This window comes from Bifidobacterium castoris, assembly GCF_003952025.1.
GTDB classification, from domain to species: domain Bacteria; phylum Actinomycetota; class Actinomycetes; order Actinomycetales; family Bifidobacteriaceae; genus Bifidobacterium; species Bifidobacterium castoris.
In genome coordinates, this window is record NZ_QXGI01000001.1 from 1 (window position 1) to 18,914 (window position 18,914).

Consider the following 18,914-nt stretch of genomic DNA (forward strand, 5'->3'; position numbering starts at 1 on the left):
GGCCGGGGCGGCGCCGGGGGAGGGCGACGGCGTGGTCTCGGGACGCGGCGACGCGTCGGTCCGCTGCGCGGGGGCGCCCGTCTGCGGCGAGTCCGGCGTCTGCTCCGGCGGCTGCGGCGCCGCGACGTCGATCGATGCGGCTGTTGCGCCCCGCTGTTGCGCCGTCGGCGTATCTTGCGGCTGGTTCCAGGCGGAGACCGTCTGCTCGATGCGGGCGGAGCGCGCCGAATCGCCGGGCAGTGAAATAGACGAGGGGATCGCGTCGTCGGGCACGTCGTCGCCGCTGTTCGGTGTGGCGGCCGTCATATCCGTCTCGCCGATGAGTTTGCGCGCGGCGTTGTTGATGCACACGACCGAGTTGTCATGCATGTTCCACGACCATTCCGCACGGATAGGGTGGCCGGCGGACGTGAAGGAGGCGGTGATGCGCCACGGTTCGAGACCTCGCCGCGTCGCCTTCCATTCGACTTCGTCGCGCCGCACGCGCGCCGCGGCGAAGGTGCGCTCGATGACGTCGCCGAGCGCGCGCATCCGTGACTCCTTGGGCGCCGGAACGCGCAGGAACTGCTCGATCGCGTAGCTTTTCTCCGATTCGATGGCCGAGGAGAATCGGCGCACGAGGATCGGGCTCAGCCCGTAGCGTTCGGCGACCTGATCGGGCTCCATGCCAGCGCGGATGAGCGCCTGGATCTGCGAGATCGGCAACGTGCGCTGCTGCTGCGGCGCCTCCTCGACGTGCCGTTCCGATCTGAGCTGCTTGGCCTCGAGCAGGGCACGCTCGAGCGTCTCGTCGATGTCCACGGCAAAGGAGGACCCATCCACGGCGAACACCAGCAGGCCGGTCTTCGTGACATGATCGAACCGCGCAACCGGGTAGGAGTCACCTGCCATAGCCAACACCTCTTTCATCCAGAATGCGAACGCTTTCCATTGTGCCCCACGTGTCGGATTTTGCGTAACGGTTTCATCGTGTATCCTATGCGGGGAAAACCATGTATTGTATGGTGCGTCGCAATGGCAAGCCGCCATCAATCGATGAAAGGAATCGCTATGGCACAGGATTATGATTCCCCGCGCAACAAGGACGAGGACGAGGAGTCGCTGCAGGCGCTCGGCAAGAGCTCGCAGGGCTCCGCGACCGACATGGACGACGACGAGAACGCGATCGCCGAGGACTATGAGCTGCCCGGCGCCGACCTGAGCAACGAGGACGCGTCGGTGACCGTCATCCCGATGCAGGGCGACGAGTTCATCTGCTCCGAATGCTTCCTCGTCAAGCACCGCAGCCAGCTTGCGTACACGACGCCGGACGGCCAGCCGGTGTGCAAGGAGTGCGCGGCCTGATGAGCTTCGACCCCGCATACAACGAACCCGAATCCACCGAGGTGCTCGTCTGCCCGGTCGACCCGGCGCATCCGGTCGAACTGCGCTACGCGCACGCCGGCGACGCCGGCGCCGACCTGAGCACGACGGAACATGTGGAGCTGGGACCTTTCGAACGGGCGCTCGTGCACACCGGCGTGCGCATCGCGCTGCCGGCGGGCTATGTGGCGCTCGTCCATCCGCGTTCCGGTCTCGCCGCCAAACGGGGCGTGACGGTGCTCAACGCACCCGGCACCGTCGACGCCGGATACCGCGGCGAGATCATGGTGCCGCTGATCAACCTCGACGCCCATGAACGCGCCGTCTTCGAACCAGGGGACCGCATCGCGCAGCTGGTCATCCAGCGTTACGTCGAGGCGACCTTCGTGCCGGCTCAGGCGCTGCCGGGTTCGGACCGCGCCGAACGGGGCTTCGGGTCGACCGGGGTGTAGGCGCGCGCCGTCGCCCGGCGTGCCGCGCGTAGAATGAAATGACGCCCGTGGGAAGACGGCGCGTCGACGAGAGAGGAGCATGGACGATGGCGGACATGGACGAGGAGATGCAGCCGGCCAACATGCTCGGTTGCGAGATCAGCGAGAACCCGCTCGATCCGCTCGCCCCGATCCTGGCGATCTGCAGGCAGCACCATCCGGACGAGGACATGGAGATCCTCTCGCGCGCCTACCGGCGCGCCGTGCTCCAGCATTCGACGCAGCGCCGCAAATCCGGCGAACCGTACATCATCCACCCGCTCGCCGTCGCGCAGATCCTCGCCGACCTCGGCATGGGCCCGCTCGTCGTCGCCGCCGGCCTGCTGCATGACACGGTCGAGGACACCGACTACACGCTCGAGGAATGCCGCGCCGAGTTCGGCGACACCGTGGCCGGCCTCGTGGACGGCGTCACGAAGCTGACGAAGATGGACTACGGCGACTCGGCGCAGGCGGAGACGATCCGCAAGATGGTCGTCGCGATGAGCCGCGACGTGCGCGTGCTCGTCGTCAAGCTCGCCGACCGTGTGCATAACGCGCGCACCTGGCGCTACGTCAAGCCGTCGAGCGCGCAGCGCAAGGCGCGCGAGACGCTCGACGTCTACGCGCCGTTGGCGAACCGCCTCGGCATGAACGCGATCAAGACGGAGCTCGAAGAGCTGAGCTTCAAGGTCCTCTACCCGAAGATCTACAACGAGATCGTCATGCTCGTCGCGCACCGCGCCGGCCAGCGCGAGGTCTACCTCAAGCAGATCATCGCCGAGATCAACGAGGATCTGGGCGATCTGGGCGTCCACGCGATGGTCACCGGACGCCCGAAGGACTACTTCTCGATCTACCAGAAGATGATCGTGCGCGGTCATGATTTCTCCGACATCTACGACCTCGTCGGCGTGCGCATCATCGTCGACACGATCCAGGACTGCTACGCCGTGCTCGGCGCCGTGCACGCGCGATGGAGCCCGGTGCCGGGCCGGTTCAAGGACTACATCGCGATGCCGAAGCTCAACATGTACCAGAGCCTGCACACGACGGTCGTCGGCCCCGGCGGCAAGCCGGTCGAGATCCAGATCCGCACATGGGACATGCACCGGCGCGCCGAGTTCGGCATCGCCGCGCATTGGAAGTACAAGGCGAACGGTCAGGCCGGCCGCGCGCTGAGCACGCCGGACAAGGCCGACCGCGAGCGCGGCAGGCAGGAGCCGGAGGAGGCCGACAACCTCAAATGGATCCAGCAGCTCGCCGACTGGACGAGCGAGACGCCGGACTCGGACGAGTTCCTCGGTTCGCTCAAGGAGGATCTCGGCCGCGCCGAGGTGTACGTGTTCACGCCCAAGGGCAAGATCGTCTCGCTGCCGGCGGACGCCACGCCGATCGACTTCGCGTACGCCGTGCACACCGAGGTCGGCCACCGCACGATGGGCGCGCGCGTCAACGGACGTCTCGTGCCGCTCGACACGACGCTCGAGAACGGCGACACCGTCGAGGTGCTCACGAGCAAGTCGGACACGGCCGGCCCGTCGCGCGACTGGCTGAGCTTCGTCAAGAGCCCGAAGGCGCGCAACAAGATCCGCCAGTGGTTCAGCAAGGAGCGGCGCACCGAGGCGATCGAGGAGGGCCGCGACGAGCTGACGCGCGCGATCCGTAAGCGCAACCTGCCGGTCAACGCGCTGCTGACTCCCGAGGCGATGGTCGGTGTGGCCGACGACCTCAACCTGCCGAACGTCGAGACCGTCTACGCGGCGATCGGCGAAGGCCAGGTCTCGACGCAGAACGTCATCTCCCATCTGGTCAAGGACGCCGGCAGCGACGAGGTGGCCGAGGAGGCCGAAGAGGAGATGCTGCCGCTGCGCATGCCCAAGCACCGCCGCGGCGGCACCGGACCGGGCATCGCCGTCAAGGGCGTCACCGACATCTGGGTCAAGCTCGCCAAGTGCTGCATGCCGGTGCCCGGCGACAGCATCGTCGGTTTCATCACGCGCAACGAGGGCGTCTCTGTGCACCGGGTCGACTGCCTCAACATGATCAACCTCAAACGCCGCGAACCCGAACGCGTCGTCGACGTGTCGTGGACGAACGACAAGGGCCTGTTCATGGTGCGCATCCAGGTGGAGGCGCTCGACCGGCCGCATCTGCTTTCCGACGTGACGCGCGTGCTGTCCGACCATGGCGTCAACATCCTCTCCGGTTCGATCGCGACCGGCTCGGACCGCGTGGCCACGAGCCAGTTCAGCTTCGAGATGGCCGATCCGCAGCATCTGAACACGCTGCTGTCCGCGGTGCGCAAGATCGACGGCGTCTTCGACGTCTACCGGCTGACCGGCGCGAAGGACTCCGCGCAGCCGCGCATGCGCCGCATCCGCGGCCGCGACGCGCAGCAGCGTTGAGCGACGCGACGCCGGCGTCGTAAGACAGACGATACGAAAGGAGGTGGCTCCCCGGGGCGGGGCGCCACCTCCTTCACGTCGCTCTGACGAAGCACCGCAGGTCGCGGACCGTCAGTCCTTGACCTCGATCGATTCGATCATGACCGGCTCGAGCGGGCAGTCGCGCGCGTCGGTGGCGACGGCGTCGATCCTGTCGACGATGGCCTTCGAGGCCTCGTCGGCGACCTCGCCGAAGATCGTGTGGTGGCCGTCGAGCCACGGCGTCGGCACCGTCGTGATGAAGAACTGCGAGCCGTTCGTGCCGTGCAGCTTGCCGTCGGCGCCGCGGGCGAGGCCGGCGTTCGCCATCGCGAGCAGGTAGGGGCGGTCGAACTTGAGCGTCGGGACGATCTCGTCGTCGAAGTCGTAGCCGGGGCCGCCGGTGCCGGTGCCGAGCGGGCATCCGCCCTGGATCATGAAGTCCTTGATGACGCGGTGGAAGGTCAGGCCGTCATAGAAACGCTCGTTGGACTGCCCGCCGGTGAAGGGGTCGCGCCAGGTCTTCTGGCCGGTGGCCAGGCCGAGGAAGTTCTCGACGGTCTTGGGCGTCTTGTCGTCGAACAGGTTGATCGTGATGTCACCTTCGGAGGTGTGCATGATAATAGTGGTCATACCTCGACACGGTAGCATACGGCCGCGCTCGTGCATGGCGCTGCGTCCGACGGCGAACGTGCGCCGCGTCACAGGATCCCGAAGCGTCGCAGTGCGTGCAGGACGCCGTCGTCGTCGACATCCCGCGTGACGTAGTCGGCGGCGGCCTTCGCGTCGTCGGTGCCGTTGCCCATCGCGACGCCGATATGCGCATAGCGCAGCATGTCCACGTCGTTGCCGCCGTCCCCGAAGGCCATCGACTGCGCACGCGCCAGTCCCGCATCGGCCAGCAGCGCCTCGACGCCGCGGTCCTTGCCTCCCGAGGCGGGGATGAGGTCGACGAAATCGGGATGCCAGCGCACGCCGCGCACGGCGTGGCAGCATGCGACGATCGCCTGTTCGTCGTCGGCGCCCACATAGGGGCTGATCTGGTAGATCCGGTTGTCTTGGATGCGCGTGTGAGGGTCGGTGAAGCTGAGCTTCGGCGCCGTCTTGCCCAGCGATCTCCACATCGCGCGCATCCGTTCGGAGTCATGGTTGAAATACGCCGTGTCGCGTTCGGCGAACACGGCGACGACGTCCGGATGACGGTCGAGCCAGCCGACGACGGCCCGCACGTCCGCCACGTCGATCGGCTGGTCGGAGACGACGGTGCCGTCGGCCCTCCAGCAGTATTGCCCGTTGACGCCGGCGATGCCGTCGAAGCGGAAGGGGATCGCGTCGAGCACGACCTTCATCTGTTCGGGGGAGCGGCCGGTGCAGATGTAGACGCGCACGCCCTTCGCATGCAGTGCATGGAGCGCGTCGACCGTCGATTGCGGCACCGTGTGCGTCGCGAAGCTCGTCAGTGTGCCGTCGATGTCGAAGAACACGGCGCGGATGCCGCTGCCGGCGGCATCGTCGCGGCGGGGTGTGCGGCCGGTGGAAATCGTCATGACGTCCAGTCTATGGCCGTCCGCCCCGTGTCGTCGATTCCGCGTCTTCGGCGGCGCAACCGTTGGCGTTGCAATGGCCGAACGCCGCCTATAAGAGGAAACGATAACGACACGGCGCCGTTACGTCGTCCGCGGTCGTATCCTTGAACACGTCGCGGCGCCGGCACACGGTCCGGGCGCGCGCGGGAACCATGGGCAAACCCAAGGGAACACACGGAAGAAAGATACGGAAACGATGAGCCAGAACAACACCAACGAACCGGGCGGCAACGTGCCCGAGCTGAATACCGACGAGCCGGTGCGCGTCAACCACACGGCGCGCAACATCATCATCGCCGTCATCGTCGTGGCTCTCGTGGCGGCGGCCGCCTTCTTCGGCTTCCACCGCGCGAACGGCGGCGGAAAGGCGGCCGCGAGCGCCGAGACGAAGGGCACAAAGGACAATCCGGTGAAGATCGGCGTCGTCGGCGCGACCGATCCGCAGTGGGTCGAATTCAAGAAGCAGGCCGAGGCGAAGGGCGTCTACGTGGACATCGTGGACTTCCAGGACTACACGAGCGAGAACCCGGCGCTCGATGCCGGCGACCTCGACATGAACGAGTTCCAGCATCTGCTCTATCTGGCCAACTACAACGTGCAGAACGGCAAGGACCTGCAGCCGCTCGGCGGCGTGGCGATCTACCCGCTCGGCGTCTACTCGGCCTTCGGCACGGACGGCGAGCCGCGCTACACGGATATCAAGGACCTGCCGGCCGGTTCGACGGTCGCGATCCCGAACGACGAGACGAACCAGGCGCGCGCGATCGGCGTGCTCAAGGCCGCCGGCGTCGTCACGCTCAAGGGCGATTGGACGGCGTTCACGATCCCGCAGGACATCGACGAGGCGAAGTCGAAGGTCAAGGTCGTGCCGATGAAGGCCGAGCAGATCGCGAACACGCTCAAGGCCGGCGGCGACGACCTGTCCGCGGGCGTCATCAACAACGACTACGTGGCGGACGCCGGGCTCGACCCGACCGACGCGATCTACCAGGATGACGCCGAATCCGAGGAGTCGCGCCCCTACATCAACATCTTCGCCGTGCGCGCCGCCGACGTGGACAACGCCGTGTACAGGAAGTGCGTCGAGATCTACCAGACGAAGCCGGTGCTCGACGCGCTGCAGGAGGAGTCGGCCGGGACCGCCGTGTTCGCCGACAAGTTCACGCAGGCCGAACTCGCGAAGTACCTCGACGACATCGAGTCGGACATCCGCTCGAACGACAAGTGACCGGCTCGCGCGGCCCATGCCGCGCGGCCCGCGACGCGCGACGAGCCGCCCGTGCCGTTACAATGACGGCGGGCGGCTCATCGCGCGTCCACGGCGGGCGACCGCCGGACGGCAACCCAGGAAGACAAGGCGGCACAATGACGCAAGGCAAGGAACCCATCATCGTCTTCGACCATGTGGTCAAGGAGTTCAGGCAGCGCGGCGCGAAGAGGACGATGCGCGCCGTCGACGACGTCTCGCTGCGCGTCGACGAGGGCGATGTCTTCGGTATCATCGGCTACTCGGGCGCCGGCAAGTCGACGCTCGTGCGCATGATCAACGCGCTCGAGCGGCCGACGAGCGGCACCGTCACCGTCATGGGCCACGACGTGTCGCACATGGGCGAGGGCGGCCTGCGTCCGGTGCGCCAGAAGATCGGCATGATCTTCCAGCAGTTCAACCTGTTCTCGCAGAAGACGGTCGCGCAGAACATCGCGTACCCGTTGAAGCTCGACCATTGGCGCAAGGACTACCAGGACAAGCGGGTCAGTGAGCTGCTCGAGTTCGTCGGCCTGTCCGAGCACGCGGACAAGTACCCGTCGCAGCTGTCGGGCGGCCAGAAGCAGCGCGTCGGCATCGCGCGCGCGTTGGCGACGAACCCCAGGATCCTGCTCGCCGACGAGGCGACGAGCGCGCTCGATCCGGAGACGACGACCGAGGTGCTGCAGCTGCTCGCGCGCGTCAACCGCCAGCTCGGCATCACGATCGTGCTCATCACGCACCAGATGAACGTCGTCCAGCAGATCGCGAACCGCGTCGCCGTCATGAGCGCCGGCAGGGTCGTCGAACAGGGCGACGTCTACGACGTCTTCGCCGCGCCGAAGCAGCCGGTCACGAAACGCTTCATCGCCACGGCGATGGACGGACTGCCCGACCCGGCGCGCGTCGCCGTCATGCGCGAGCAGTGGCCCGGACGCCTCGTCACCGTCGTCGTGCGCCAGCGCGACATCGTCGACGCCGACGGCAACGTGCTTGTGCCCGCCTCCGGACAGGACATCTCCGAGCTCATCGCGCGACACGGCGTCAGCAGCGGGCTGCTCTACGGCGGCATCGACACGGTGCAGGACATCGCGATCGGCGCGATGACCTACGAGTTCACCGGCGAGGAGGCGAAGATCGACGCCTTCCTCACCGACCTGCGTCGCCACAGCGACATCGTCGACTTCGGCACGAAGGCCGATCCGGTCGACTACGACGCGGCCGTCGAACGCGCGCAGATCGCGCTCGGCCCCGACGAGATGCCGGCCGGATCGACGCAAACGCTCGCCGACGACCTCGGAATGATCGAACAGGACGACGACGTCGTCGACATGGCGCCCACGACGGCGGCGCAGCGGACAGCCGCACGAAAGGAACGTGACTGATGCACACCCTCACCATCGAATCCGCAACCGCGCACGCCGCGACGCTCGCGAGCCGCAGTGACTGGAGCGTCCTCAGGCCCCTGCTCGCGCAGTCGGTCGTCCAGACGCTGCAGATGGTGCTCGTCACGATCGTCATCGGCGGCGTCCTCGGCCTCGTCCTCGGCGTCGTCCTCTACGGCACGCGCCCGGGCAACCTGTTCGAGAACCGCGTCGTCTACCGCGTGCTCGACATCCTCGTCAACATCGTGCGACCGATCCCGTTCATCATCTTCCTCGCCGCGATGCAGCCGCTGACCGTCAAGGTCGTCGGCACGTCGATCGGCACGACGGCGGCGATCTTCCCGATGTGCATCATGTGCACCTTCGCGACGTCGCGCCTCGTCGAGCAGAACCTCGTGCCGGTCGACCACGGCGTCATCGAGGCGGCGCGCGCGATGGGCGCCTCGAAGTTCACGATCATCCGCACCGTGCTCATCCCCGAGGCGCTCGCGCCGCTCATCCTCGCCTACGCGTTCCTGTTCATCGGCGTGCTCGACATGTCCGCGATGGCCGGCTACATCGGCGGCGGCGGCCTGGGCAACTTCGCGATCGCGTACGGATACCAGAAGTTCGACCAGACCGTCACATGGACGGCCGTCATCATCATGATCGTGCTCGTGCAGGTCGTGCAGGCCATCGCGAACGCGATCGCCAAGCGGCTGCTGCGCCGTTGAGCCGGCGACGGCATACGCCGGCGAGGCGGGGGCGAAGGACGCAAGAGGAAAGAGGCACCACCATGGCCGTGACGATCGAACTGAGCGACGAGCTGCGCGCGATCCGCCACCATCTGCACCGGCATCCGGAACGTTCCTTCGAGGAGCGCGCGACGAGCGCGTACCTCAGGGATGTGCTCGCCAGGCACGGCGTCGAGCTGCTCGACGACCCGATGCCGACCGGCGTCGTCGCGCGCATCGAGGGCGCGCATCCGGGGCCGGTCGTCGGATTGCGCGCCGACATCGACGGCCTGCCGGTGCATGAGGACTCGGGACTCGACTTCGCGTCGGCCAACGACGGCGTCATGCACGCCTGCGGCCACGACCTGCACATGACGAGCCTGCTCGGCGCCGTGTTCTGGCTCAACGCGCACCGCGACCTCATCCACGGCACGTTGCGCGTCATCTTCCAGCCGGCCGAGGAGCTCGGCCGCGGCGCGCGCGCCGTCATCGACGCCGGCCTCGCCGACGGGCTCGACGCGATCATCGGCACGCACAACAACCCGAACTACGCGCCCGGCGTCCTCGCCGCCGGAGTGCAGCCGATGATGGCCGGCTGCGTGCGATTCCGCGTGGACCTGCACGCCGACGGCGCGCACGGCGGCTACCCGCACAAAGGCACCGGTCCGTTCGAGGCGATGGGCTCGATGATCCTCGCGCTGCAGACGATCGTCAGCCGCAACGCCTCGCCGTTCCACCCGCTCGTCGTGTCGGTGACCGAGGTGCACGGCGGCGACGTGTGGAACGTCATCCCCGCCGAAGCCGGTTTCCAGGGCACGGCGCGCTACTTCCACCGCGAGGACGGCGACCTCGCCGCCCGCCGCTTCAGGCAGATCGTCGAGGCGACGGCCGCCGCCTACGGCATCCGCGCCGACGTCGAATGGGACGACTTCCAGGCGCCGCTCGTATGCGACCCCGACCTGATCGCGCCGGTGGCCGCCGCGATCCCCGCATACGCCGAGGCCGCGCCGATCATGCCCTCGATGGCGGGGGAGGACTTCGCCGAATACGCCGAGGTGACGCGACTTGTCTTCGCCTTCGTCGGCTCGAACGGCACGCCCGGCTGCGCGGACTGGCACAGCCCGCGCTTCGTCGGCTTCGACGAAAGCGTGAAGACCGGCGCCGAGTTCTACGCGAACGCGGCGCTGGAGACGCTGCACACGCTCGCGGCCGGATAGGGAGGCGCGCGGCGCTACACTTGGTGGCCATGAGCACACTACGTTTTGCACTCGCGCAGATCGACACCTGCGTCGGCGACCTCGACGGCAACGCCCGGAAGGTCCTCGCGTTCACACGGCGCGCCAACGAAGGCGGCGCCGACGTCGTCGTCTTCCCGGAGATGACGCTCACCGGCTACCCGATCGAGGACCTCGCGCTGCGCGCGACCTTCCGCAAGGCCGCATGGGACACGGCCGACCGGCTTGCCGCCGCGCTCGGCGACGAAGGCCTGGGCGACCTGTACGTCGTCGCCGGCACGATCGGCACCGACCACGCCAACGGCAAGCCGCGCAACCGCCTCGTCGTCCTGCACGACGGGCGCGTTTGGGCCGCCTACGACAAGCATTTCCTGCCCAACTACGGCGTCTTCGACGAATTCCGCATCTTCTCATCCGGCGACCGGCCCGTCGTGCTCGACATCGACGGCGCGCGCATCGGCGTCGCGATCTGCGAGGACATCTGGCAGGACGGCGGCCCCGTCGCCGAGCTCGCGGGACTCGGCATCGACCTGCTGTTGACGGTCAACGGCTCGCCGTACGAGGAGGGCAAGACGCACACGCGGCTCGAACTGGGCGCGCGACGCGCGGGCGAGGTAGGCGCGCCGTTGGTCTACGTCAACCAGGTCGGCGCCCAGGACGACCTCGTCTTCGACGGCGGCAGCTTCGTCGTCGACGCCGACGGCGCGCTGCTTGAACGCTCGCCGATGTTCGTCGAGGACCTCGCGTACTTCGACCTCGACACGGCGGCCGACCGTCAGAGGCCGACGACGATAGCCGCGCCCCTCGACGCGGACGAGGAGGTCTACACGGCCTGCGTGCTCGGCCTCAAGGACTACATGGCCAAGAACGGCTTCACGTCGGTCACGCTCGGCCTGTCCGGAGGCATCGATTCGGCGCTCGTCGCCGCGATGGCCGCCGACGCGGCCGGCGGCGACGCGGTGTTCGGCATCTCGATGCCGAGCATGTACTCGTCGGACGGTTCGAAGGACGACGCCGCCGATCTTGCGGCGAACCTCGGCGCCCACTACGACGTGCAGCCGATCGAACCGCTCTTCAACGCCTTCCAGCGGCAGCTGGGCCTCGAGGGCGTGGCCGCCGAGAACCTGCAGGCGCGCATCCGCGGCGTCATCGTCATGGCCTATTCGAACTCGAAGGGCGCGCTTGCGCTCGCCACCGGCAACAAATCCGAACTCGCCTGCGGCTACTCGACGATCTACGGAGACGCCGTCGGCGGCTACGCGCCGATCAAGGACGTCTTCAAGACGAAGGTGTGGGCGCTCGCGCGCTGGCGCAACCGTGCAGCCGCCGAAGGCGTCGGCGTCGGCGGCCTGCGTGTCGTCGGCAACGAGGACGGCGCCGCGGGCGTCATGCCGGCCGGCGGCGTCGTCATCCCGATGAGCTCGATCGAGAAGGCTCCGAGCGCCGAGCTGCGCCCCGGGCAGAAGGACTCGGATTCGCTGCCCGAATACGCGTTGCTCGACAAGGTCCTCGAATCCTACATCGAGCATGCGCACGGACGCGCCGACCTGCTCGCCGACGGCTTCGACGAGAAGACCGTGGACACGGTCATGCGCCTCGTCGACCGCGCCGAATGGAAACGCCGCCAGTACCCGCTCGGGCCGAAGGTCAGCGCGCTCGCGTTCGGCCGCGACCGGCGCCTTCCGGTCACCGACCGGTTCCGCGAATAGCGGACCGGAGCGCACAGGCGCACAGGCGTACAGTGGTGCCCGAAACGGGCGTTTGCACGAACAGCACGAAGGAGCGAAAGCATGAGCGAAGCGCAGCAGTGGTATTACAACACGGCGACCGGGCAGGTGGAACTCGGCCCGCAGTCGCCGATGGAGCACCGCATCGGGCCGTACCCGACGAAGCAGGCGGCGATGGACGCGTTGAAGACGGCGGCCGAGCGCAACAAGCGCTGGGACGACGAGGACCACGCCTGGAACAGCTGGGGCGCGTCGAAATGACGGGGCCCGCGGGCCGTTGACGCCGGAGACGCGAGGCCGCGCCGGTCCCGGACTGGGACCGGCGCGGCCTTTTGCTTTTCGATGCGTGTGCGCGCTCACGGCGCGCATGAGTGACGCGTATCACACGGGAAAAAGGGGAGTGTGACCAAGGTCACGCGTGTACACGGCCGTTCGCCGATGACGAACGGTTATCATGAAACAGGAAACGACACGAAGACGCGTCGCAACAGACCCCCTCAAAAGGAGTGAATATGGCAGCAGTTGAGGCAACCGCGGTCTCCCCGGAGGACATCAAGGAGCAGGCCTGGAAGGGCTTCGTCCCCGGCGACTGGGAGAAGGACATCGATGTCCGTGACTTCATCCAGAAGAACTACACGCCCTACGAGGGCGACGAGTCCTTCCTCGCGGACGCCACCGACAAGACGAAGCACCTGTGGCAGTACCTCGACGACAACTACCTGGCCGTCGAGCGCAAGCAGCGCGTCTACGACGTCGACACCCAGACCCCGGCCGACATCGACGCGTTCCCGGCCGGCTACATCGACTCCCCGGAGGTCGACGACGTCATCGTCGGCCTGCAGACCGACGAGCCGTGCAAGCGCGCGATGATGCCGAACGGCGGCTGGCGTATGGTCGAGCAGGCGGTCAAGGAGGCCGGCAAGGAGCCCGACGCGGCGGTCAAGGCGATCTTCACGAAGTACCGCAAGACCCACAACGACGGCGTCTTCGGCGTCTACACGAAGAACATCAAGGTCGCGCGCCACAACAAGATCCTCACCGGTCTGCCGGACGCGTACGGCCGCGGCCGCATCATCGGCGACTACCGCCGCGTCGCGCTGTACGGCGTCGACACGCTGATCAAGTTCAAGCAGCGCGACAAGGACGCGATCCCGTACCGCAACGACTTCTCCGAGACCGAGATCGAGCACTGGATCCGCTACCGCGAGGAGCACGACGAGCAGATCAAGGCGCTCAAGAAGCTCATCAACCTGGGCAAGGAGTACGGCCTCGATCTGGCGCGTCCGGCGATGAACGCGAAGGAGGCCGTCCAGTGGACCTACATGGGCTACCTCGCCTCGGTCAAGAGCCAGGACGGCGCCGCGATGAGCTTCGGCCGTGTCTCCACGTTCTTCGACTGCTACTTCGAGCGCGACCTCAAGAACGGCACGATCACCGAGGCCGACGCCCAGGAGATCATCGACAACCTCGTCATGAAGCTGCGCATCGTGCGCTTCCTGCGCACGAAGGACTACGATTCGATCTTCTCCGGCGATCCGTACTGGGCGACCTGGTCGGACGGCGGCTTCGGCGACGACGGCCGCACGATGGTCACGAAGACCTCGTTCCGCCTGCTCAACACGCTCACGCTCGAGCACCTGGGGCCGGGGCCGGAGCCGAACATCACGATCTTCTGGGACCCGAAGCTGCCGGAGGGCTACAAGAACTTCTGCGCGAAGATCTCGATCGACACCTCGGCGATCCAGTACGAGTCCGACAAGGAGATCCGCTCGCACTGGGGCGACGACGCCGCGATCGCGTGCTGCGTCTCGCCGATGCGCGTGGGCAAGCAGATGCAGTTCTTCGCCGCGCGCGTCAACTCCGCGAAGGCGCTGCTGTACGCGATCAACGGCGGCCGCGACGAGATGACCGGCATGCAGGTGATCGACAAGGGCATCATCGACCCGATCAAGCCGGAGGCGGACGGCTCGCTCGACTACGAAAAGGTCAAGGCGAACTACGAGAAGGCCCTCGAATGGCTTTCGGAGACCTATGTCGAGGCGCTCAACATCATCCACTACATGCACGATAAGTACGCCTACGAGTCGATCGAGATGGCGCTGCACGACCGCGAGGTCTACCGCACGCTCGGCTGCGGCATGTCCGGCCTGTCGATCGCGGCCGACTCGTTGTCCGCGTGCAAGTACGCAAAGGTCTACCCGATCACCAACAAGGACGCCAAGGACATGCCGGGCCACGAGTTCGAGTACGTCGAGGGCGCGGACGACGACCTCGTCGTCGGCTACCGCACCGAAGGCGAGTTCCCGCTCTACGGCAACGACGACGATCGCGCCGACGACATCGCCAAGTGGGTCGTCTCGACGGTCATGGGCCAGGTCAAGCGCCTGCCGGTGTACCGCGGCGCCGTCCCGACGCAGTCGATCCTGACGATCACGTCGAACGTCGAATACGGCAAGAACACCGGTTCGTTCCCGTCCGGCCACGTCAAGGGCACGCCGTATGCGCCGGGCGCGAACCCGGAGAACGGCATGGACTCGCATGGCATGCTGCCGTCGATGTTCTCGGTCGGCAAGATCGACTACAACGACGCGCTCGACGGCATCTCGCTGACGAACACGATCACGCCCGACGGTCTGGGCCGCGACGAGGACGAGCGCATCAACAACCTCGTCGGCATCCTCGACGCCGGCAACGGCCACGGACTGTACCATGCGAACATCAACGTGCTGCGCAAGGAACAGCTCGAGGACGCCGTCGAGCATCCGGAGAAGTACCCGCACCTGACCGTGCGCGTCTCCGGCTACGCCGTCAACTTCGTCAAGCTGACCAAGGAGCAGCAGCTCGACGTCATCTCCCGCACCTTCCATCAGGGAGCCGTCGAGGACTGAGCCGGGACGCGCACCGGCGGCCCGTCGCACGGGACGGGCCGCCTGAAGGCAAAGGGCGGGGTCGAGCACCCTGCCCTTTGCCGTATCCGGCCGTCGACATCGGCGCCGGCGCCGACGGCATGACAAGGAGATGAATGGAGGACCCGATGGACGGGCAGACGGCATTCCGCTCGACGACGCGGCATATGCTCAAGGAATCGAAGACCTACGCGAGCCAGACGCTCATGGGCGGCCTGTCCGGCTTCGAGTCGCCGATCGGCCTCGACCGGCGCGACCGCATCCGCGCGCTGAGGACCGGCGACATCGGCTTCGTGCATTCCTGGGACATCAACACCTCGGTCGACGGCCCCGGCACGCGCATGACGGTGTTCATGAGCGGATGCCCGCTGCGCTGCCAGTACTGCCAGAACCCCGACACCTGGAAGATGCGCGACGGCAAGCCGGTCTACCTCGAGGCGATGGTGAGGAAGGTGGAGCGCTACGCCGACCTGTTCAAGGCGACCGGCGGTGGCATCACCTTCTCCGGCGGCGAATCGATGATGCAGCCGGCCTTCGTCTCGCGCGTGTTCCACGAGGCCAAGGCCATGGGCGTGCACACGTGTCTCGACACCTCCGGGTTCCTCAACCGCAACTACACCGACGCGATGATCGACGACATCGACCTGTGCCTGCTCGACGTCAAATCCGGCGATCCGGACACCTACGAGCGCGTCACCGGCGGCATCCTGCAGCCGACGATCGACTTCGGCCGGCGTCTCGCGAAGCGCGGTAAGAAGATCTGGGTGCGCTTCGTGCTCGTGCCGGGGCTGACCGACGACGAGGAGAACGTCGACAAGGTCGCGAGGATCTGCCGGAGCTTCGGCGACGCCGTCGAGCACATCGACGTGCTGCCGTTCCACCAGCTCGGACGGCCCAAATGGCACGAGCTGCGCATCCCGTACCCGCTCGAGGACCAGAAGGGGCCGTCGAAGGCCTGCAAGGACCGGGTGCGCGAGCAGTTCGAATCGTACGGTTTCCGCGTCTACTGAGCCTTCGGCGCCCGATGGGCGCGCCCGCTGTCCGCGAGTGGCTGCATCATGCGATATGTGACATCGCAAGGATCTGAAGGAGAGCACCCGTGGACGCTGAGCCGGTCCTGCTGACGCAGCCACGCGCGGGCGTGCCGGAGGTCACCGACACGCCCGCCGGTTATGAGAGGGCCTGCGAGCGCCTCGCCGCGGCATCGGGGCCGCTCGCCGCCGATGCCGAACGCGCCTCCGGCTACCGCTACGGGCATGAGGACCGCCTCATCCAGTTCAAGCGCGAGGGCGCCGGCATCGTCCTGCTCGACCCGATCGCGCTCGGCGAACAGGGGGCGGACTGGAACCTGTTCAACGAGGCCGTCGGCGACGCCGTCTGGATCCTGCACGACTCGAGGCAGGACCTGCCGGGATTCGCCGACCTGGGCCTGCGCCCCGAGCGTCTGTTCGACACCGAGATCGCCGCGCGCATGCTCGGGCTGCCCCGCTATGGGCTCGCCTACGTCACCGAGCACTATCTCGGCTTCGCGCTCGCCAAAGAGCATTCGGCCGCCGACTGGTCCCACCGGCCGCTGTCGCGCGACCTGCGCAACTATGCGGCGCTCGACGTCGAACTGCTCATCGAGCTGGACGCGGCGATGACGCGCGACCTCAAACGCCAGGGCAAGCTCGCGTGGGCCCAGGAGGAGTTCGCCCATGCGCTGATGGCGGGCCTTGAGCCGCGCCGACCCCATCCGACGCCGTGGATGCGCGTCTCGCATATCACCGACCTCGGCGGCGACGCCCGCGCGCTCGCCGTCGCGAAGGCACTGTGGGAGAAGCGCGACGAGCTCGCCCGGCACTACGACATCGCGTCGACGCTGCTGCTGTCCGACGCCGCGATCATCGAGGCGGCGAAGCGCAAGCCGCACAACGCCGCGCAGTTCCGCGCGATCCGCTCGCTCAACGAACGCGTGCGCGTCCAGCTGGGCACCGAACAGGACAAGATGTTCGAACGCTACGCGCCGATTCAGCGCCAGGTCAAGCCGCGCGTGTGGAAGGAGACGATCCAGCGGGCGCTCGAGCTGCCCGACGCGCAGCTGCCGCAGGCCGTGCGACAGAAGGGCGGCGGCGAGGGCGGCAACGCGCCGAAGTCGATGCGCGTGTGGCGCCAGCACCATCCGGAGCGCTACCGGCTGCTGCAGGAATGCCGTGCCGCCGTCAACCAGATCGCCGAGGATGTGCGCATCCCGCCGGACATGGTGCTCAAGCCGCAGATCCTGCGCAACCTGTGCTGGACCGACGAGCCGCGGCGCCGCGACGTGGAAGCTTTCCTGCGCGCGGAAGGCGCCAGACGGTGGCAGATCGGGCTGTTGAACGCGTCGCTGACTCGCGTTATCATGTAAAAGTTGCCTTCGGGCAGACCATACGACCATATCTTTTCAGGAGCTAAGCGTGAAAATCACCGTCAGGAACCTCGAGCCCACCAAGGCCAAGCTCACCATCACCGTCGATCAGGCCGAATTCGAACCGTACCTCGACGGGGCCCGCAAGGAGATCGCCGAGCAGATCACCGTCCCCGGCTTCCGCAAGGGCCACGTGCCCGGCAAGCTCGTCGACAAGCGCGTCGGCTTCGGCGCCGTCTCCGGCGAGGCCGTGAACAAGGCGCTGCCGGACTTCTATTCCCAGGCCCTGCAGGAGAAGAGCATCCGTCCGATGGCCCAGCCGGAGATCGAAGTCGTCGAACTGCCGGAAAGCGCCGATGACGACACGAAGCTCAAGTTCACCGCGACCGTCGAGCGCCGCCCCGACTTCGAGCTGCCCGAGCTCGACGGCATGACGATCGCCGTCGAGAAGGACGAGGTCTCGGACGACGACGTCAACGCGCGCCTCGACATGCTGCGCCAGCGCTTCGCGACGCTCGTCGGCGTCGACCGCCCGGCCCAGAAGGGCGACTACGCGAACATCGACCTCACGGCGACGATCGACGGCGAGACCGTCGACTCCCAGGAGGGCGTCAGCTACGAGATCGGCTCCGGCACGATGCTCGAGGGCCTCGACGAGGCGCTCGACGGCCTGTCGGCCGGCGAGGAGACGACCTTCGAGTCGAAGCTCGAAGGCGGCGAGCACGAGGGCGAGACCGCCACGGTCAAGGTCAAGGTCAACTCCGTCAAGGCCGAGGAGCTCCCGGAGCTCAACGACGACTTCGCGCAGGAGGCCTCCGAGTTCGACACGCTCGACGAGCTCAAGGGCGAGATCCGCAAGAACGTCGAGGCCGACGCCGAGGGCCGTCAGGCCACGAAGGCGCGCGACGCGTTCATCGAGACGATCGAGAAGGACCTCGACATCCCGGCGCCGAAGGGCGTCAAGGAGCACATGGTTGAGCAGCAGCTGCAGAGCATGGGCGTCGACAAGGACAAGGCGACCGCCGAGCAGAAGAAGCAGGCCGAGGAGGAGGTCGACAAGCTGCTCAAGGACCAGATGGTCCTCGACGCGCTCGCCGAGAAGCTCGACGTGCAGGTCTCCCAGTCCGACGTCTTCAACTTCCTCGCCTCGATCGCCCAGCAGTACGGCATGGACCCGAACCAGTTCATCCAGGCCATCATGCGCAACGGCCAGATCGGCTCCGCCGTCGAGGAGGTCGCCCGTTCCAAGGGCCTGCTCGCCGGCATGCGCGCCGTCACCTTCACCGTCGACGGCGAACCGCTCGACCTGAGCGCCTTCCTCGGCTCCGATGACGCCGCCGCCGAGGTCGATGAGGACGAATCCGTCGCCGCCGCGGCCGCCGCGGCCGCCGTCGCCGATTCGCTCAACGCCGGTGACGAGACCGAAGCCTGATTTTCAGGGCGACCGGCCATACCGCCGATTCGATTCCGAT

General features: G+C 67.2%; 16 protein-coding genes. 13 read left to right on the plus strand and 3 right to left on the minus strand.

What is annotated here, in order from left to right:
• Positions 1-891: septation protein SepH (sepH, locus tag D2E22_RS00005; protein ID WP_126031101.1), on the minus strand; the 891-nt coding region annotated here is incomplete at its 3' end.
• Positions 892-1,050: 159 nt separating this feature from the next.
• Here sepH and D2E22_RS00010 point away from each other — a divergent pair.
• The 3 genes from D2E22_RS00010 (at position 1,051) to D2E22_RS00020 (ending at position 4,240) form a co-directional block, all read left to right on the plus strand.
• Positions 1,051-1,344: a DUF4193 domain-containing protein gene (locus D2E22_RS00010; protein WP_126031102.1), complete on the plus strand. Its 294-nt coding sequence runs from the start codon at positions 1,051-1,053 to the stop codon at positions 1,342-1,344.
• Complete coding sequence (gene dut / locus D2E22_RS00015; protein WP_126031103.1) at positions 1,344-1,814, plus strand: dUTP diphosphatase; 471 nt, start codon at positions 1,344-1,346, stop codon at positions 1,812-1,814. Before D2E22_RS00010 ends, dut begins: the two co-directional genes overlap by 1 nt.
• Positions 1,815-1,900: 86 nt before the next feature.
• The gene (locus D2E22_RS00020; RefSeq protein ID WP_126031104.1) at positions 1,901-4,240 is read left to right on the plus strand and encodes a RelA/SpoT family protein; all 2,340 of its coding nucleotides are present in this window, start codon (positions 1,901-1,903) and stop codon (positions 4,238-4,240) included.
• 111 nt (positions 4,241-4,351) lie between these two features.
• Here D2E22_RS00020 and D2E22_RS00025 read toward each other — a convergent pair whose 3' ends face one another.
• Together D2E22_RS00025 and D2E22_RS00030 are read right to left on the minus strand one after the other, a co-directional pair.
• Positions 4,352-4,891 carry a peptidylprolyl isomerase gene (locus tag D2E22_RS00025; protein WP_126031105.1) on the minus strand — a complete coding sequence of 180 codons (540 nt, stop codon included), beginning with the start codon at positions 4,889-4,891 and terminating at the stop codon, positions 4,352-4,354.
• Positions 4,892-4,959: 68 nt separating this feature from the next.
• Positions 4,960-5,805 carry a Cof-type HAD-IIB family hydrolase gene (locus D2E22_RS00030; RefSeq protein ID WP_126031106.1) on the minus strand — a complete coding sequence of 282 codons (846 nt, stop codon included), beginning with the start codon at positions 5,803-5,805 and terminating at the stop codon, positions 4,960-4,962.
• 235 nt (positions 5,806-6,040) lie between these two features.
• On the opposite strand from D2E22_RS00030, the gene D2E22_RS00035 reads away from it, so the two are divergent.
• The 10 genes from D2E22_RS00035 (at position 6,041) to tig (ending at position 18,874) form a co-directional block, all read left to right on the plus strand.
• Positions 6,041-7,072, plus strand: a complete 1,032-nt coding sequence (locus D2E22_RS00035; RefSeq protein ID WP_126031107.1) for a MetQ/NlpA family ABC transporter substrate-binding protein — start codon at positions 6,041-6,043, stop codon at positions 7,070-7,072.
• A 137-nt stretch (positions 7,073-7,209) separates the two neighbouring features.
• Positions 7,210-8,475 carry a methionine ABC transporter ATP-binding protein gene (locus D2E22_RS00040; RefSeq protein WP_126031108.1) on the plus strand — a complete coding sequence of 422 codons (1,266 nt, stop codon included), beginning with the start codon at positions 7,210-7,212 and terminating at the stop codon, positions 8,473-8,475.
• Positions 8,475-9,188, plus strand: coding sequence for a methionine ABC transporter permease (locus D2E22_RS00045; RefSeq protein WP_126031109.1), 714 nt, complete (start codon positions 8,475-8,477; stop codon positions 9,186-9,188). The genes D2E22_RS00040 and D2E22_RS00045 overlap by 1 nt, the downstream gene beginning before the upstream one ends.
• A gap of 62 nt (positions 9,189-9,250) precedes the next feature.
• Positions 9,251-10,405 (plus strand): M20 metallopeptidase family protein, encoded by a 1,155-nt coding sequence (locus tag D2E22_RS00050; protein WP_126031110.1) that lies wholly within the window; start codon positions 9,251-9,253, stop codon positions 10,403-10,405.
• Between the two features lie 29 nt (positions 10,406-10,434).
• Positions 10,435-12,132, plus strand: coding sequence for an NAD+ synthase (locus D2E22_RS00055; RefSeq protein WP_126031111.1), 1,698 nt, complete (start codon positions 10,435-10,437; stop codon positions 12,130-12,132).
• Positions 12,133-12,213: 81 nt separating this feature from the next.
• The gene (locus tag D2E22_RS00060) at positions 12,214-12,411 is read left to right on the plus strand and encodes a hypothetical protein (RefSeq protein ID WP_126031112.1); all 198 of its coding nucleotides are present in this window, start codon (positions 12,214-12,216) and stop codon (positions 12,409-12,411) included.
• A 251-nt stretch (positions 12,412-12,662) separates the two neighbouring features.
• On the plus strand, positions 12,663-15,038 hold the full coding sequence (gene pflB / locus D2E22_RS00065) for a formate C-acetyltransferase (protein ID WP_126031113.1): 2,376 nt from the start codon (positions 12,663-12,665) through the stop codon (positions 15,036-15,038).
• Positions 15,039-15,184: 146 nt separating this feature from the next.
• Entirely contained in the window at positions 15,185-16,066 is an 882-nt protein-coding gene (pflA, locus tag D2E22_RS00070) for a pyruvate formate-lyase-activating protein (protein ID WP_126031479.1), read from the plus strand.
• An 89-nt stretch (positions 16,067-16,155) separates the two neighbouring features.
• Positions 16,156-17,442, plus strand: coding sequence for an HRDC domain-containing protein (locus tag D2E22_RS00075; protein ID WP_126031114.1), 1,287 nt, complete (start codon positions 16,156-16,158; stop codon positions 17,440-17,442).
• Positions 17,443-17,491: 49 nt separating this feature from the next.
• Entirely contained in the window at positions 17,492-18,874 is a 1,383-nt protein-coding gene (gene tig, locus D2E22_RS00080; RefSeq protein ID WP_126031115.1) for a trigger factor, read from the plus strand.
• The last annotated feature ends 40 nt before the right edge of the window (positions 18,875-18,914 follow it).